The sequence below is a fragment of the Thiomonas delicata genome (assembly GCF_900088825.1).
GTDB classification, from domain to species: Bacteria; Pseudomonadota; Gammaproteobacteria; order Burkholderiales; family Burkholderiaceae_C; genus Thiomonas_A; species Thiomonas_A delicata.
Window position 1 is genome coordinate 1,277,025 of record NZ_LT592171.1, and the last position, 16,035, is coordinate 1,293,059.

The 16,035-nt window shown below is 64.8% G+C and carries 12 protein-coding genes and 3 tRNA genes; 6 read left to right on the forward strand and 9 right to left on the reverse strand.

Going from position 1 to position 16,035, the window contains the following annotated elements:
* Positions 1 to 22: 22 nt before the first annotated feature.
* The 6 genes from infB to THIARS_RS15585 all read right to left on the reverse strand — a co-directional run bounded on the left by infB (position 23) and on the right by THIARS_RS15585 (position 8,980).
* Complete coding sequence (infB, locus tag THIARS_RS15560; RefSeq protein WP_094161693.1) at positions 23 to 2,896, reverse strand: translation initiation factor IF-2; 2,874 nt, start codon at positions 2,894 to 2,896, stop codon at positions 23 to 25.
* A gap of 24 nt (positions 2,897 to 2,920) precedes the next feature.
* Positions 2,921 to 4,399, reverse strand: coding sequence for a transcription termination factor NusA (nusA, locus tag THIARS_RS15565; RefSeq protein WP_094161694.1), 1,479 nt, complete (start codon positions 4,397 to 4,399; stop codon positions 2,921 to 2,923).
* Positions 4,396 to 4,992 (reverse strand): LSm family protein, encoded by a 597-nt coding sequence (locus THIARS_RS15570; protein WP_094162180.1) that lies wholly within the window; start codon positions 4,990 to 4,992, stop codon positions 4,396 to 4,398. Before THIARS_RS15570 ends, nusA begins: the two co-directional genes overlap by 4 nt.
* 310 nt (positions 4,993 to 5,302) lie before the next feature.
* Positions 5,303 to 6,922 (reverse strand): ABC transporter ATP-binding protein, encoded by a 1,620-nt coding sequence (locus tag THIARS_RS15575; RefSeq protein WP_094162181.1) that lies wholly within the window; start codon positions 6,920 to 6,922, stop codon positions 5,303 to 5,305.
* Between the two features lie 4 nt (positions 6,923 to 6,926).
* Positions 6,927 to 7,991, reverse strand: a complete 1,065-nt coding sequence (locus tag THIARS_RS15580; RefSeq protein ID WP_094162182.1) for an ABC transporter permease — start codon at positions 7,989 to 7,991, stop codon at positions 6,927 to 6,929.
* A 5-nt stretch (positions 7,992 to 7,996) separates the two neighbouring features.
* Positions 7,997 to 8,980, reverse strand: coding sequence for a microcin C ABC transporter permease YejB (locus THIARS_RS15585; RefSeq protein WP_483887654.1), 984 nt, complete (start codon positions 8,978 to 8,980; stop codon positions 7,997 to 7,999).
* On the opposite strand from THIARS_RS15585, the gene THIARS_RS19325 reads away from it, so the two are divergent.
* A complete protein-coding gene (locus THIARS_RS19325; protein ID WP_483887653.1) occupies positions 8,861 to 9,121 on the forward strand; it encodes a hypothetical protein in 261 nt (86 codons plus the stop codon). The two genes, THIARS_RS15585 and THIARS_RS19325, sit on opposite strands and share 120 nt — an antisense overlap.
* Here the strand turns inward: THIARS_RS19325 and THIARS_RS15590 are convergent.
* Complete coding sequence (locus THIARS_RS15590) at positions 9,043 to 10,893, reverse strand: extracellular solute-binding protein (RefSeq protein ID WP_186436711.1); 1,851 nt, start codon at positions 10,891 to 10,893, stop codon at positions 9,043 to 9,045. The two genes, THIARS_RS19325 and THIARS_RS15590, sit on opposite strands and share 79 nt — an antisense overlap.
* A 108-nt stretch (positions 10,894 to 11,001) precedes the next feature.
* On the opposite strand from THIARS_RS15590, the gene fabI reads away from it, so the two are divergent.
* From fabI to THIARS_RS18415, 5 genes are all read left to right on the forward strand, one after another.
* A complete protein-coding gene (fabI, locus tag THIARS_RS15595) occupies positions 11,002 to 11,808 on the forward strand; it encodes an enoyl-ACP reductase FabI (protein ID WP_094161695.1) in 807 nt (268 codons plus the stop codon).
* 147 nt (positions 11,809 to 11,955) lie between these two features.
* Positions 11,956 to 12,031 (forward strand) — tRNA-Gly (locus tag THIARS_RS15600).
* A 146-nt stretch (positions 12,032 to 12,177) separates the two neighbouring features.
* Positions 12,178 to 12,251, forward strand: a tRNA-Cys gene (locus THIARS_RS15605).
* Positions 12,252 to 12,300: 49 nt separating this feature from the next.
* Positions 12,301 to 12,389 (forward strand) — tRNA-Leu (locus THIARS_RS15610).
* Between the two features lie 118 nt (positions 12,390 to 12,507).
* On the forward strand, positions 12,508 to 13,002 hold the full coding sequence (locus THIARS_RS18415; RefSeq protein ID WP_141202443.1) for a hypothetical protein: 495 nt from the start codon (positions 12,508 to 12,510) through the stop codon (positions 13,000 to 13,002).
* 80 nt (positions 13,003 to 13,082) lie between these two features.
* Here THIARS_RS18415 and THIARS_RS15615 read toward each other — a convergent pair whose 3' ends face one another.
* Positions 13,083 to 14,306 carry a DUF1501 domain-containing protein gene (locus tag THIARS_RS15615; RefSeq protein WP_094161696.1) on the reverse strand — a complete coding sequence of 408 codons (1,224 nt, stop codon included), beginning with the start codon at positions 14,304 to 14,306 and terminating at the stop codon, positions 13,083 to 13,085.
* Positions 14,307 to 14,323: 17 nt separating this feature from the next.
* Positions 14,324 to 15,955, reverse strand: a complete 1,632-nt coding sequence (locus THIARS_RS15620; protein ID WP_094162185.1) for a DUF1800 domain-containing protein — start codon at positions 15,953 to 15,955, stop codon at positions 14,324 to 14,326.
* Positions 15,956 to 16,035: the final 80 nt, after the last annotated feature.

The window sequence follows — 16,035 nt, forward strand, 5'->3', positions numbered from 1 at the left end:
GTTGGCGCAGGGGCGTGTTGCATCAGAGCGTGCGCGCCACTTCCTTGACCTCGAAGACCTCGAGCTGGTCGCCCTCTTCCAGGTCCTGGAAGTTCTTCAACGACAGACCGCACTCGAAACCTTCCTGGACCTCGCGCACGTCGTCCTTGAAGCGCTTGAGCGAATCCAGCTCGCCGGTGTGGATGACCACGTTGTTGCGCAACACGCGGACCTGGGCCGAGCGCCGGACCACGCCCGACTGCACGCGGCAGCCTGCAACCGTGCCGACCTTGGTGATGCGGAACACCTGGCGCACTTCGACCAAGCCCAGCACCTCCTCGCGCTTCTCGGGGGTGAGCATGCCCGACATGGCCGCCTTGATCTCGTCGACAGCCTCATAGATGATGTTGTAGTAGCGGATGTCGATGCCGTTTTGCTCGGCCAGCTTGCGCGCGCCGGCGTCGGCACGGGTGTTGAACCCGATGATCACGGCCTGCGAAGCGATCGCCAGATTGACGTCGCTTTCGGTGATGCCGCCGACCGCGGCGTGCACCACCTGCACCTTGATCTCCTCGGTGCTCAGCTTGGTCAGCGCGTGCACCAAGGCCTCCTGCGAGCCCTGGACGTCGGACTTGATGATGAGGTTCAGCGTCTGCGCCCCCTCGGCCATCTGTTCGAACATGTTCTCCAGCTTGGCGGCCTGCTGTTTGGCGAGTTTGACGTCGCGGAACTTGCCTTGGCGGAACAGCGCGATCTCGCGCGCCTTGCGGTCGTCCTGCAGCACGATGATTTCCTCACCCGCGCTCGGCACCTCGGTCAGGCCCTGGATTTCCACGGGGATGGACGGGCCGGCGCTTTGCACCGGACGCCCGTTTTCATCCAGCATGGCGCGGACGCGGCCGTAGCTCGAACCCGCCAGCACCGCGTCGCCGCGCTTGAGCGTGCCCGAGAGCACCAGCACGGTGGCCACGGGACCGCGGCCCTTGTCGAGCTGGGCTTCGATCACCAGCCCCTTGGCCGGCGCGTCGACGGGCGCCTTGAGTTCGAGGACTTCGGCCTGGAGGAGCACGTTTTCCAGCAATTCGTCGATGCCCTGGCCGGTCTTGGCCGAGACGGGGACGAACGGAGAGTCGCCGCCGTACTCTTCAGGCACCACCTGCTCGGTGACCAGTTCCTGCTTCACGCGGTCCGGATTCGCCTCGGGTTTGTCGATCTTGTTCATCGCCACGACGATGGGCACGCCGGCGGCCCTGGCATGAGCAATGGCTTCCTTGGTCTGCGGCATCACCCCGTCGTCGGCCGCCACCACCAGAATCACGATGTCGGTGGCCTTGGCGCCACGCGCGCGCATCGCGGTGAACGCCTCGTGGCCGGGCGTGTCGAGGAAGGTGATCATGCCGCGCGGCGTGGTCACGTGATACGCGCCGATATGCTGGGTGATGCCTCCGGCTTCGCCTGATGCAACCTTGGCGCGGCGGATGTAGTCGAGCAGCGAGGTCTTCCCATGGTCGACGTGGCCCATGACGGTGACCACCGGGGCACGGGGCAGCAATTCCGCCTCGTGATGCGCCTGGCCCTCCTCTTCCAGGAAAGTCTCCGGGTCGTCCAGCCTGGCGGCAATCGCCTGATGCCCCATCTCCTGCACGATGATCATCGCGGTTTCCTGGTCCAGCACCTGGTTGATGGTGACCATCTGGCCCAGTTTCATCAGCACCTTGATGACTTCCGACGCCTTCACCGCCATCTTGTGCGCCAGATCCCCGACGGTGATGGTCTCGGGCACGTGCACCTCGCGCACCTGGGGTTCGACCGGGGCGACGAAGCGCGGCTGCTCCTTCTCGCGCGAATCGCGGCGCGAGCCACCTTTGGCGCCGCGCCAGGCGGCGGTGCCGCCGCTGGTGTCGCCACGCGTCTTGATGGCGCGGCGCTTGGCCGCCTCGTCTGCCCAGGAGGACGACAACTGCTCGGACTTGACCTGCTTCTTCGCCTTGGCGTCGGCCGCCCCCGCCCCGGCAGTGGCCGATGCAGGTTTGGCGGGGCCGGCGGCCGGCTTGTGAATGGTGCCCTTGATCGTGGCGCCCGGCTTGGCCGCGGCCTCGGGGGCGGGCTTAGCCACCTCGGGCTTGGGCGCGTGCAGCACGGTGCGGGGGCGCGAAAGCATGTCGCGAATCGCAGCCGCTTCTTTCTCCGCTGCTTTACGTCGCTTTTCCACGGACGCAAGTTCCGCAGCGCGCGAGGCGGTCACCGCTGCATCCGAGGCACGCTTGGCGTCAGCCTTGGCTTGCGACGCGGCCTGCTGCTCGGCTTCCATTTCCGCGGCCTTGCGGCTGGCTTCGGCGACCTGCTCGCTCGTCTGCTCGCTGGCCTGCTGGATTTGCTGTGCGGCTTTGGCCTTGGCTTCGGCCTCGAGACGGCGTTCCTGCTCGATGCGCTCCTGCTCGGCGGCGCGCGCCCGCGCTGCCTCCTCCTCTTCGCGCTGGCGCTTGCTGATCTCCTCTGCCTGGCGTGCCAGCAGTTCCGACTGGTGCTTGGCCTCCTCCTCGCGGCGACGCAGTTCGGCCTCGTCGACCACGGGTTCATGGGCGACAGGCGCTGCAACCTCGGCAGGCGGGGCCTCGTCGCGCTTGACGAACACGCGCTTCTTGCGTACCTCGACCTGGATGGTGCGCGCCTTGCCGGTGGAATCAGCCTGCTTGATCTCGGTCGTCTGCTTGCGCGTGAGGGTGATTTTCTTGCGCTCGGCGCCAGCCACGCCGTGGGCCACGCGCAGATGATCGAGCAGGCGGGCCTTGTCGGCCTCGCTGATGGGATCGTCGGGCGTTTGCTTGTGCACGCTGGCGGCGGCCAGTTGCTCCAGCAGCTGGGCGGCGGGGATGTGCAGTTCGGTGGCGAGTTGCGCGACGGTGGTTTGTGCCATGTGTGGTTCCTTGCTCAGCGGATCTCAGGCGTTGAACCAATGTTCGCGAGCTTTGAGAATGAGCGCGCTGGCCTGGGCCTCGTCGGCCCCGGTGATGGCCGTGAGTTCGTCGACGGCCAGATCGGCCAAATCGTCACGGGTGTGGATGCCGGCGTCGGCCAGCTTCGCGATGTGATCGGTGGACAAGCCCTCGAGGCTCTTGAGATCCTGCGAGACTTCGTCGAGTTTTTGCTCGCGAGCGATCTCCTGGGTCAACAGGGCATCACGGGCGCGGTTGCGCAGTTCGTGCACGGTTTCCTCGTCGAAGGACTCGATTTCCAGCATTTCTTGTAGAGGAACATAAGCCACTTCCTCCAGGCTCGTGAAACCCTCCTGGATCAGGATGTCGGCGACTTCCTGGTCGACGTCGAGCTTGGTCCTGAACAGCTCGCGCATGATCTCGAGTTCGGCGCTCTGCCGGCTCTGCGATTCCTCGGCGGACATCAAGTTGATGGCCCAGCCCGTGAGTTCGGAAGCCAGGCGTACGTTTTGTCCTGCGCGGCCGATGGCGAGGGCCAGATTTTCTTCGTCCACTGCCACTTCCATGGCATGCTTTTCCTCGTCGACGACGATGGACTGCACATTGGCCGGCGCCAAGGCGCCGATGACGAACTGCGCCGGATCCTCCGACCACAGCACGATGTCCACGCGCTCGCCGCCAAGCTCGTTGCTCACCGCATTGACGCGCGAGCCGCGCACGCCGATGCAGGTGCCGATCGGATCGATGCGGCGATCATGCGAGAGGACGGCGATCTTGGCGCGCACACCCGGGTCGCGGGCACAGGACTTGATCTCCAGCAGGCCCTGCTCCATTTCGGGGACCTCGAGCCGGAAAAGTTCCTTCATGAACTCGGGGGACGTGCGCGAAAGCTCGATTTGCGGCCCGCGTGCCTGACGGTCGATCTTGGAGATCACGGCCCGCACGCGGTCGCCCGCCCGCACGTTTTCCTTTGGGATCATTTCGCCGCGACGCAGGCGGGCATCGACCTTGCCCGATTCGACGATGGCATCGCCCTTGTCCATGCGCTTGACCGTGCCGACGAAGATCTTGTCGTTGCGTTCCAGGAAGTCGTTGAGGATCTGCTCACGCTCGGCGTCGCGGATCTTCTGCAGGATGACCTGTTTCGCGGCTTGGGCGCCGATACGACCGAACTCGATGCTCTCCACCGGTTCCTCGATGTAGTCGCCCACCTCGATGTCGGGAATCTGCTCGACCGCTTCGAAATGCAGGATCTCCGCATCGGGCTGCTGCAGGCCGGCCTCATCGGGCACCACGAGCCAGCGACGGAAGGTTTCGTAGCCTCCCGTGTTGCGATCGATGGTCACGCGGATATCCACCTCGCCGGTGTAGCGCTTCTTCGTCGCAGAAGCCAGTGCGGCCTCGACGGCGGCGAACACCACCTCCCGATCCACACTCTTTTCATGCGCCAGTGCATCGACCAGCATCAGCAACTCGCGGTTCATGATTTTCGACCCCTAAAGTCAAGCACGGGCACGAGGCGGACTTCGCGCACCTCGGCCATGGAAAAACGCAATTCATGCACATCGCCCGCGGCATCGGCCGATACCGCGGGCTTGGCCACGGACTTCGCCGATTTGCTCGAGGCAGACCTGGCGCCACCGGATTTCTTGCCTCCCGGTTTGGCCGCTGCGGCCAGCAATGCATCATCCCAAACAATCACATACGTCTGCGGCTCGGCTTGAGCCGCATCGCCGGGCGGGCCTTGCAGCACGCCGCGATATTTCTTGCGGCCCTGAAATGGAGTGCGCAGGGTCACTTCGACTTCCAAACCGGCAAAGCGCACCCAATCATCCGGCAAACGCAGAAGACGGTCCACCCCAGGCGACGAAACCTCGAGGCGCTTGTAATCCAGGCCCTCGACCTCCAGCGCATACTGCAGTTGCCGCGTGACACGCTCGCAATCATCGACCGTGATGGCGTCGCCGTCGACGCGGTCGATCGTCACGCGCAGCAGGCCCGCCGAGGCCCATACGGCCTCGACGAAGGCATAGCCCATGCCCTGGACGGTCGTCTCGATTACCGCTGACTTCTGCATGCCACTGCCGCCTTGCACCCCAATCTGCTCCAATTGCCCGATCCAGCACCCGACTACGCGCCCGGATGCTCCAATTGGAGGCTCCAATTCGCCCAACCGAAGGGTGCCGGCAAAAAAAAAGGGCGATTGGTGTCGCCCCATTTGGTCAACCCGACTTCAATCCATGCCTGCCCGGCCCCGTTCGGGCCGGCCCATCGGCTTGCCGATGAACGCCTCAAACAGGCCGCGCAAGTGGATTTAAGCTCTGAAATTATAAGGGAAATCGCGCATTCAGGCAAGCCGTCCATGCCATCCGCTGGCATGGCGCCCATCAGGGCGCTGCCCCGGACGCCCTCACAAGCAGCTTCGTGTAGGCCTGCCGAGGATGATGCAGCAAATGCATCGCCTCTCCGGTCTCCACCACCCTTCCATCCCGCATCACCGCGATGCGGTGCGCCATGGCGGCGATCACGGCCATATCGTGCGAGATGAACACATAGGCTAGCCCGCGCTCGGCCTGCAACCGGGTCAGCAGACCCAGGATCTGCTGCTGCGCGGAAATATCAAGTGCGCTCGTGGGCTCATCGAGCACCAGAAGATGGGGCTTGACAACCAGGGCGCGCGCCAGGGCGATGCGCTGGCGCTGTCCCCCCGAGAACTCGTGGGGAAAACGTGGCAGCATCTCGGCATCCAACCCCATGTCGGCGAGCGCATCCACGACGCGGGCGCGGCGCGCTGCGGCGTCGAGTTCGGGTTCGTGGATGGTCAGGCCCTCGGCCACGATCTGTTCGATGGTGCGACGTGGCGACAGGGACGAATACGGGTCCTGGAACACCACTTGCATCTTGCGCCGGGCTTCGCGCCAGCCCGCGGCGTTCAGGCCCGAGAGCCGTATTCCCGCAACGCTCACCTGCCCCTGGGCCATGCGCTGCAGACCGAGCAAGGCGAGAGCCAGCGTGGTCTTGCCGCTGCCGGACTCACCCACCAGTCCCAAGGTTTCGCCGGCACGCAGTTCGAGCGAGACATCCTCGATCGCGGCATGTTCACGCCTGCGCAACCACGATCCGCCATGGGCATAGCGCACGCTGACCGCCTCGGCGCGCAGGACGACGGGTGCGCGCGCGTCCAGCGGTCGCACCTCGCGCCGCGGCAGGCTGGCCAGCAGCGCCCGGGTATAGGCGTGCCGCGGATGATCAAAGACCTCCGCCGTGAGACCTTGTTCGACGAGTTGCCCCTGCTGCATCACCCCCACCCGCTGGGCGAACCCGCGGACCAGGTGCAGGTCGTGCGTGATGAGCATCACGGTCAGGCCCTGTTCGCGCTGCAACGCGTCGAGCAAGGCCAGAATTTGCGCCCGCACCCCCACGTCCAGTGCCGTCGTCGGTTCGTCCGCCAGCAACAGACGCGGCTTGCAAGCCAGCGCCATCGCGATCATCGCGCGCTGGCGCTGGCCGCCGGACAGCTGGTGCGGGTAGCTGCCGGCGCGCCGCGCGGCCTCCGCGACGCCCATGCGATCGAGCAACGCAACGGCTTGCTTCCACGCCGCCTGGCGCGGCATGGCCTCGTGCAATTCGAGCGATTCGGCGATTTGGCGGCCGATGGGCTGCAGGGGATTCAGCGCGCTCATCGGCTCCTGGAAGATCATCGCGACTTCGCGGCCGCGCACGCGGCGCAGCTGGCGTTCCGGCAGCGGCAGCAAGTCGCGCCCATCGAAGATCACCTGTCCCCGGGTCCTTGCGCCGTCGAGCAGACGCAGGATGGATAGCGCGGTGACGGTCTTACCGGAGCCGGACTCGCCGACCAGGGCGTATTTTTCGCCGGCGCGCAGCGCCAGATTCAGGCCGCTGACCACCTGCTTCGTGCCAAAGTGCACGTCCAGGTCACGGATCTGCAGCAGGGCCGGCTCGTCCCCGCGTTCCCGTGCCGCGGCCGGGCTGGGCGTGGCGTTCATGGCTTCACCGGCGTCCGGACGCATGTCGCGGGTCCAGCGCGGCACGCAAGGCCTCGCCGATGAAGGTCAGCAGCAACAGCGTCAGCACCAGCACGAAGAACACCGACCCCGACAACCACCAGGCGTCCAGGTTGGCCTTGGCCTGGGCCAGCATCTCGCCGAGGCTGGGCGCGGGCGGCGGCACGCCCAAACCGAGGAAGTCCAGACTGGTGAGCGCCAGGATCGCTCCGCTCATGCGGAAAGGCAGAAATGTCACGACCGGAGTCAGGCTGTTGGGCAGGATGTGGCGCGTGATGATTTGCCAGTGGCTGGCGCCCAGTGCCCGTGCCGCGCGTACGTAGTCCATCTGCCGGTTGCGCAGGAATTCCGCGCGCACGTAATCGGACAGGCCCAACCAGCCGAACAACGACAACAGCACCAGGAGCAGCAGGAAGCTGGGCGCGAAGATCGACGCGAAGATGATGAGCAGATACAACTCGGGCATGGCGCCCCAGACCTCCATCGCGCGCTGCAGCGCCAAGTCCACCCTGCCGGCGAAATAGCCCTGCACCGCCCCCATCAACATGCCCAGCAAGGTGCCGCTCGCGGTGAGCGCCAGCGCGAACAGTACGGAGACCCGGAAACCGTAGACCAGGCGCGACAGCACATCGCGTCCGCGGTCGTCCGTACCTAGCCAATTCTGGGCCGAGGGGGGCGCCGGATTGGGCAGGGTGGCGAAGTCGTTGATGGTGTCGTAGTGGTAAGGCACGGGCGGAAAGATGGCGAAATTTCCGTTCCGGCTCAGGCGCCTGCGGATCAGCGGATCCAGATAGTCGGTCGGTGTGTGGAAGTCCCCGCCGAACGTGGTCTCGGCATAGCTGTGCAACATGGGCAGGTACCAGCGCCCGTCGTAGCGCACCAGCAGGGGCTTGTCGTTGCACAACACCGGCGCCAGCAGACTCAAAGCGAACAGCACGCCGAACACCCACAGGCTGACATAGCCCAGGCGCTGGGCCCTGAAGCGCCGCCAGGCCAGCCTGCCTGGGGACATCGGCCTTTGCCCGGCCTGACCGGGCGCTGGAAACGGCATGGCACTCATCGCAAGCTCTCGAACTGCACGCGCGGGTCCACCCACACATAGCAAAGGTCGGACACCAGCTTGGTCAGCAAGCCGATGAGCGTAAACAGGTAAAGCGTCCCCATCACCACCGGATAATCGCGCCGCATCACCGACTCGTAGGACAACAGACCCAGTCCGGGCAGCGAGAAGAGGGTCTCGATGAGCAGCGAACCGGCGAAGAACGCGCCGACGAAGGCGGATGGAAAACCGGTGACGATGGGAATGAGCGCGTTGCGCAGCACATGCCGCCACAACACCCGGTTTTCGCTCGCGCCCTTGGCGCGCGCGGTCAGCACGTATTGCTTGCGAATTTCCTCGAGGAACGCGTTTTTGGTCAGCATGGTGGTGACGGCGAAACTGCCGGCCACCATCGAGATCACCGGCAGCGTGACGTGCCAGAGGTAGTCCGTGATCTTGTGCCAGAGACTGAAACTCGTCCATCCGTCGGACGTCAGTCCGCGCAACGGAAACCATTGCCAGAACGTACCGCCGGCGAACAACACGAGCAGCACCACCCCCAGGACAAAGCCGGGTATGGCGTAGCCCACCAGCACGGCCATGCTGGTGGCCAGATCGAAACGCGAGCCGTCGCGCACCGCCTTGGCGATGCCCAGCGGAATGGAGATGAGATACGTGAGCAGAAAATTCCACAACCCCAGCGTGATGGACACCGGCATGCGCTCCTTGATGAGCTGCCAGACGCTCTCGTGATAGAAATAGCTGTGCCCGAGATCGAAGCGCAGGAACTGCCCCAGCATCTGCACGAAACGCTCGGCGGGCGGCTTGTCGAAACCGTACAGCTTCTTGATTTCCGCCAATTGCCTCGGGTCGATGCCCTGTTGGCCGCGATAGGCCAGTCCGCCGGCAGCCTCGCCCGCCTCGCTCTTGCCGCGCAACTGGGCCACCATCTGCTCCACCGGGCCGCCCGGAACGAACTGGATCACCACGAAGGTCAGCAGCAGCACGCCGAACAGCGTCGGGATCATCAGCAGCAATCGCTTGGCGATGTACCAACCCAGGTTCATGGCTGCCTCCGCGCACCGGGGCTTGCCGGCGGCAATGCCCACCAGCAAGCCATGGCCCAGCTCTCGGGCTCGTAGTACAAGGGAAGCGTTGCGGGCATGCCGAACAGACCCGCGCGATAGGCCACCCGATGCGTCGCCGCATACCACTGCGGCACCGAATACCAGCCGCACACCAGCACACGGTCCAGCGCGCGGCAGGCCGCCACCAGCTGCGTCCAGGTCTTGGCCCGCAGGACGCGGTCGATGAGCGCATCGACCGCGGGGTCGCGGATGCCCCACACATTGTCGGAGCCCTCGATCATCGCCGCCTTCGAGCCGAAGCGCTCGCGCAACTCGCTGCCGGGGCTCGGGCTTCCCAGGTAGCGGGCGGTGGTCATGTCGTAGTCGAAGCCGTCAAGCCGGCGCTGGTAGAGGGCGAAATCGACGAGCCTGTACTGCATGCGGATGCCGAGCCTCTCCAGCGCCTGCGCGTAAGGCGCCATCACCCTGGCCATCGAGCCCTGGCTGTCGAGGTACTCGAAGACGAAAGCCTCGCCGCGCGCATTGCGCAGCGCGCCGTCGCGATAATGCCACCCGGCCTGACGCAGCAAATCGCGCGCCGCGAGCAGGTTGGCGCGCAGGCTGCCGGGAGGATCGGTGCGCGGCAGCGTGGGCAGCGCGCCGAACACATCGGCCGGCAACTCGGCGCGCAAGGGATGCAAAAGCGCCAGTTCGTCCGCTCCAGGCTGCCCCTTGGCCTCGAAGGGGCTGTTGGCGAAGTAGCCATGGATGCGCTTGTACTGGCCATAGAACAACATGCGATTGAGCCAGTCGAAGTCCAACGCCAGGGCCAGCGCGTGGCGCACCCGAACGTCCTGGAACAGCGGGCGCCGCAGGTTCATCACCATGCCCTGGAACCCGGCCTGGTTGTGATTGGGCAGTTCGCGCTTGACCAGTTCGCCGCTGGCGAATTTCGGCCCGGTGTACTGCCGCGCCCAGTTCTTGGCGATGAATTCCTGGATCAGGTCGAAGTCGCCTGCCTTGAAGGCCTCCAGGCGGGCGGTTTCATCCCGGAAAAGCTTGTAGCCGATGCGCGCAAAGTTGAATTGCCCGCGTCGCGTCGGCAGATCCCAGCCCCAGTAGTCCGCACGCCGCGCATAGACGATGTCCCGATTCTGGGAGGTGCTGGCAATGGCGTACGGCCCTGAAGCAATGGGCGCCTCGTTGACGATCTCGTCGAAAGGCTTGCCGCCGCCCCACTTGCGCGAGAACACCGGCATCCCGGCGGCGATCAAGGGCAGCTCGTGGTTGGGGCGGCGGAACTCAAAACGCACGTGGCGCGCATCCTCGGCGACTGCGCGCACGATGTCGGCGAACTGCGCCTTGATGGAGAGCGCCGCACGCGGGCCGGTGAGGGTCTCGAAACTCGCCTGTACATCGGCTGGACGTACAGCCTCGCCGTTGGAAAAGCGTGCGCGCGGATGCAGGCGAAATCGTGCCGACAGTCGGTCAGGCGCGACGACGACATCGTCGGCCAGCAGGCCGTACACGCTGTTGGCCTGATCCCAGCTCGACGTCATCAAGGTCTCGAACACCAGGGCACCCAGCCCCGGAGGCGCCGTGCCGCGCAGGGTGAAGGGGTTGAGCTTGTCGAAGCTGCCCGCCCGTGAGGGCGGTGTCAGCCAGAGGTCGCCGCCCACTGGGGCGTGGGGATTCACATAATCGAAATGGGTGAAACCCGGCGGGTACTTCGGCGCGTCGTAAAGCGCCATGGCTTCGGCCGCGCCGGCCTTGGCCGCCCACGGCAACATGGCCATGGGAAACACCCGCAACAGGGCGCGTCGGCGAAGGCTGAGGGCGTGGGCCATGCGAGAATTCTGCCGCATTGCAAGGCATATGCGCCAAAGGCCTTGCTCCCCCTGCAGTCGGCCTCGGCCTTCTTGCTTCCATCCCGGCACGCATCCACTGGACCTCACATGGGCTTTCTCAACGGCAAACGCATCCTGATCACGGGCTTGTTGTCCAACCGCTCCATCGCCTACGGCATCGCCCAGGCTTGCCACCGCGAAGGCGCGGAGCTGGCTTTCACCTATGTCGGCGATCGCTTCGAGGAGCGCATCAAGAGCTTTGCCGGGGAATTCGGCAGCGCCCTCACCTTCCCCTGCGACGTGGCCGACGACGCCCAGATCGAGGCCTTGTTCAAGGATCTCGGCCAGCACTGGCCACAGCTCGACGGGCTGGTCCATTCGATTGGTTTCGCTCCCCGCGAGGCGATTGCCGGCGATTTCATCGATGGCCTGTCGCGCGAAGGTTTCCGGATCGCCCACGACATCTCCGCCTACTCGTTCCCGGCGCTGGCCAAGGCCGCCATGCCCTTGCTGCAGGCCAGCGTGGCGGCCGGCCAGATGCCCTCGCTCGTCACCATGACCTACCTCGGTGCCGAGCGCGTCGTGCCCAACTACAACACCATGGGGGTGGCCAAGGCCGCGCTCGAAGCCGCAGTGCGATACATGGCCGAGTCCCTCGGGCCGCGCGGCATGCGGGTCAACGGCGTGAGCGCCGGGCCGATCAAGACGCTGGCCGCGTCCGGCATCGCCGATTTCGGCAAGATGCTCAAGTTCAACGAGGCCAGCGCGCCTTTGCGACGCAACGTCACCATCGAACAAGTCGGCAACGCCAGCGCCTTCCTGCTCTCCGACCTCGCCAGCGGCATCAGCGCCGAAATCCTGCACGTGGATGCCGGCATGCACGCTGTCGTCGGCGGTCTGGCGGCGCAGCTTTGAGCGCCTCGAACCGGCCATGCCGAAGCCCAACGCGAGCATTCGGCTGGGGTTTTCAAACGACGTTCAGGCTGGTGCCGGCATGCACGGGCAAGCAAGCCAACGGTGGGCATTGACAGGCCTCTTCTTTGCTCTATAATTTTTGGTTTCGCGGGAATAGCTCAGTTGGTAGAGCGCAACCTTGCCAAGGTTGAGGTCGCGAGTTCGAGACTCGTTTCCCGCTCCAGATTTCTTGACGAATTTTTCGTGCATGACGAAAAAGGGGAAGCTCAGCACTTCCCCTTTTTTTCGGCGAGAATTCGGGCGCGTTGTTTGCGCCAGCCTTTTGAGCCATGCCACGGCTCGATCACCAAAGACTGCGCAAGCCCACCTGGCGGGGTGGCAGAGTGGTTATGCAGCGGCCTGCAAAGCCGTCTATGCCGGTTCGATTCCGACCCCCGCCTCCAATTCGATCTCTGGCCTCCTGGGGACGTTCGAGCCAAAGTCCGACATTGCGCCCGGATGGCGAAATAGGTAGACGCAGCGGACTTAAAATCCGCAGGCCGTAAAAGGCCGTGCCGGTTCGATTCCGGCTCCGGGCACCAGTAAAATCAACAGCTTACATAAGTCTGTTGAGCGCCAAAAATGTGCGAAAAGCACGCTTTGGCCCAAATCTGGCCCACCTCGCTATACGCAGCTCCACCAACCAAATGGAGCATACGCATGGCATCAATTCGCAAGCATGGCAACGGCTATCAGTGCTGCATCCGGAGCAAGGGCTTCCCCGTCCAGTCGAAGGTCTTTCCAAACAAGGCGCAGGCTGTTCAGTGGTCTAAGGTCGTTGAATCAGAAATGGTACGTGGCGTCTTTATCGACCGCAGCGAAGCCGAACAGACAACACGCGGCGAAGCGCTCGCAAGATACCTGACCGAGAGGACGCCGCAGAAGCGCGGCGCCAAACAAGAACGTCGCCGGATTCACACGCTGATTGCATTGCCATGGGCGGCCACATCGCTCGCAGCTCTACTGTGGCGCCGATGCCGGTTTGAGCCACATGCCGATCGGCGACTGGGCCATGGAAAACGAGCTGCGCGCAGCGTCAGGCTTGAATTTCGTCGCCCTCCAACCGGCTCACCGCAAATCTGGCGCATGGCTCAAATCGGCATCGGCGCCAACAGTCTGGGGTGCAGGTTGCGGGAGGTCGCACGGAAAAGATGAGGTTGCCATGGCCATGCTTCAAGCGCAAAACCACGCTGCAATGAGAGATTGGCTCAAAAGCCTGTCAACCCACCAAAATGTCAAAGTAGTTTCAAATCCACGGGCCGACTTCCTGGAAACACCGCCTGCACCTGCCTGGATTCCAGCCCCCATAAACGCTGGAACAAGCCGCCGAGCAGGTCACGGTTTTCGGTGAGAACGGGGTTATCGCGGTTCTGATTGAGCGCCGCCGGCGACAGCGCCACTTGCTCGCCGGCAATACGCCCACCGCGTACGCCGCCGCCCAGCACCCAGTAGACCGTCCCGTGGCCGTGATCGGTGCCACGGTTGCCGTTTTCCCGGAAAGTACGACCGAATTCGCTCAGCACCACCACGGTGGTGTTGCGCCAGGTCGGCCCCATGGCCTGCGCCAGCGCGGCCAGCCCCTGGCCGAGAGCGCCGAGCTTGTCGGCCAGTTGACCCTGGGCGCCGTTCTCACCAGCCTCGTTCACATGGGTATCCCAGCCTCCGACGTCGATGAAGCCGAGGTCGAAGCTGGCCCGCATCAGACCGCCCACGCGCCCGGCCTCGGCCACGAAGCCGCGCGGATTGATGGCGCCGCGGCTGGCGGCCACCATCTCGGCCTCCCAGCCTGAAGCTTGCATGTCGCGCATCACCGTGGCATGCACCGCAAAACCCTCCCGTACCGAGGCGCCCTGCGGCGTACCGCCCCACATGCGCTCCAGCAGCTCTTGCTGGCGCGGGTCGATGCCGCTGCGGCCAATCTGGCCCACGGCCATATTGGGCACGCGCTCGGTACCACGCAACGACAGCGGCAACTGTGCGGTGAAGGCCATGGGCTGGGCGTGGCCGCCGAGTTGCTGCACCAGGCGGTTGAGGAAACCATCGTTGAAATCGCGGGTTTGCGGACCCTGGCCGAGTTCGATGTGATCTTGCGTCTCGAAGTGGCTGCGGGTCAAGTCGCGCGTGCCGGCGAAAGGCACGAAGGCAAGTTGCCCGGCTCGCCACAGTGGCAGCATGCTTTCGCGCAATGCCGGGTGCAACGCCCAGTCGGCGTCAAGCCGGATGGCGCTGTCGAGTCCGCCTTCCGTGCCGCTTGCCGGTTGCGGTACGGCGATGTGCGGGCGCGACGCGTAATAGAACTCGCTGGTGTAGGGCACGAGCAGATTGGTGGCGTCGTAAGCGCCACGCAGAAACACCAGGATGAACTTGGGACCGCCAGGCGCGGGTGCTGCCCATAACCGGCTCATCGGCGCAGCGAGAGTGGTGGCGGCAGCGGCTTGGAGAAACAGGCGACGATGCATTGGACTCTCCTTGGCGTTCAGTCGCTCATGAATTCGGGGGAAGACAGCCACAGCGCGTTCCAGCTCACCCGCTGGTCGGCCTGGGCCAGGGCCTGCAGCGTTGGGCGGCTCAAAGCCGGCTCGGTCGCGAGGAACACAGCGCTGCGGGCAAGGTCAGGCGGAGGCAGGTGCGGGTAAGTGCCTGGACGTGGAACTGCGTTGGTTTGCGGCATGGTGGAGGCGGCATTCGCCGTCGCGTCCATGCGTAGGAAGGGCGGCGGCGGGCCAAACAGCGCGGATGCCCCAGCGCCGATCAGCCGCGCCACTTCGAAACGCATGGTCAGTTGCCCGGGGCTGTCCCAGGCGCCGCTGTTCAGCGGATAACCATCGGGCGTCTGCCGGCCATAGAGCGGCTCACCCAGCTTGTAAAGCATGCCGATGAGAGGCTGCGGATTGGTGATGACACCGCCGTCCAGGCTCGCACGCACAGCCGACACCACATAGCGCATCGGATCCTTGAACTGCGGCGCGCCCAAGCTGGTGGCGAATTGTGGACTGGTGAACATGGTGCGCAGCACGGCGGCGATGTCCCCGTTCGTCTGCGCCCAGGTGCGCACCATCGCGTTCAGCATCACCGGGTCGGGATGGTCGGCAACGAAGTACTGCGCCAGCTCGAAGCTCACATGCCGCGCCGTGGCCGGGTCGTCAGCCAGCAGGGCGATGACCTGCTTGATCTCGTCCAGCCCACGCCCATGCAAGGTCTGGCCCAGCACCAGCTTGGGGTCTGGATCGTGACGCGCGGGGTTGAACACGACCAGACCGCGCAGCCAGAGCTCATCGCGTAGTGCGGGGCGCACACGCACAGGGCGCTCGGCCAAGTCCACGCCCAGGCCCGTGAGCACGCGCGCCAGGTTGGTGACGTCGGCCTGGGTGTAGCCGGCCCCCACGCCCAGAGTGTGCAGTTCCATCACCTCGCGCGCATAGTTTTCATTGACATGGCCGCGCGCGTTTTGCGCGTTGTTCAGATACAGCAGCATCTGCGGCGAGAACATCGTGGCTTGCAGCAGGTCACGGAAATGCCCAAGCGCGTGGGGCGCAATCACGCGCTGGATGTAGTCCGCCATCATCGGCCCGATGTTGCCGCCGCGAAACACATTGAAATGGTTCAGCCAGAACCAGGTCAGGCGCTGTTGCAATTGGTTGGGGGCGTACACCGCCAGCAGAAGTTGCTGCGCCATGGCCTGCTGGGTGAGTTGGTTTTTGCGCTGATTGAGCGCCTGCAGTTCAGCTTGCGTCTGTGCAACATCGGTCGTCTGGCCATCACGTTGAGCCAGGTGGATGGCGTGCTGCTCGCGTACCAACGGTGGAATGATCTGCTCCAGCGGTAGGTTGACTTCCAGATTCTCCAGTTGCCGGCGCACAGCGGGCCGCAGCATGGGGTGGGCCTGTGGCTGTAGTTGTGCGTCCAACAAACGCGTCGCACCGATTTGCGACAGCTCTCGCAACTGCACGGCGTCGGCACCCCAGCCAATGCGATCAAGAAAGACGGTGGGATGAAGGCGTGCCGCGGCATTCAGAGCCGCATCGCCGGCGCGGGCTTGCGGCTGTGCCTGTGCTGCGCAGCCAACGAGCAGTGGGAACAGGACACCGAGGGTCAGCCATATACGCATGGTTGGCCCAGTGCGAGTGATGTAGTGGGACAGCTTGCGCATGGTGGCTGTTGTGCTTGTCGGTCAGAAGTCAGTGGCGG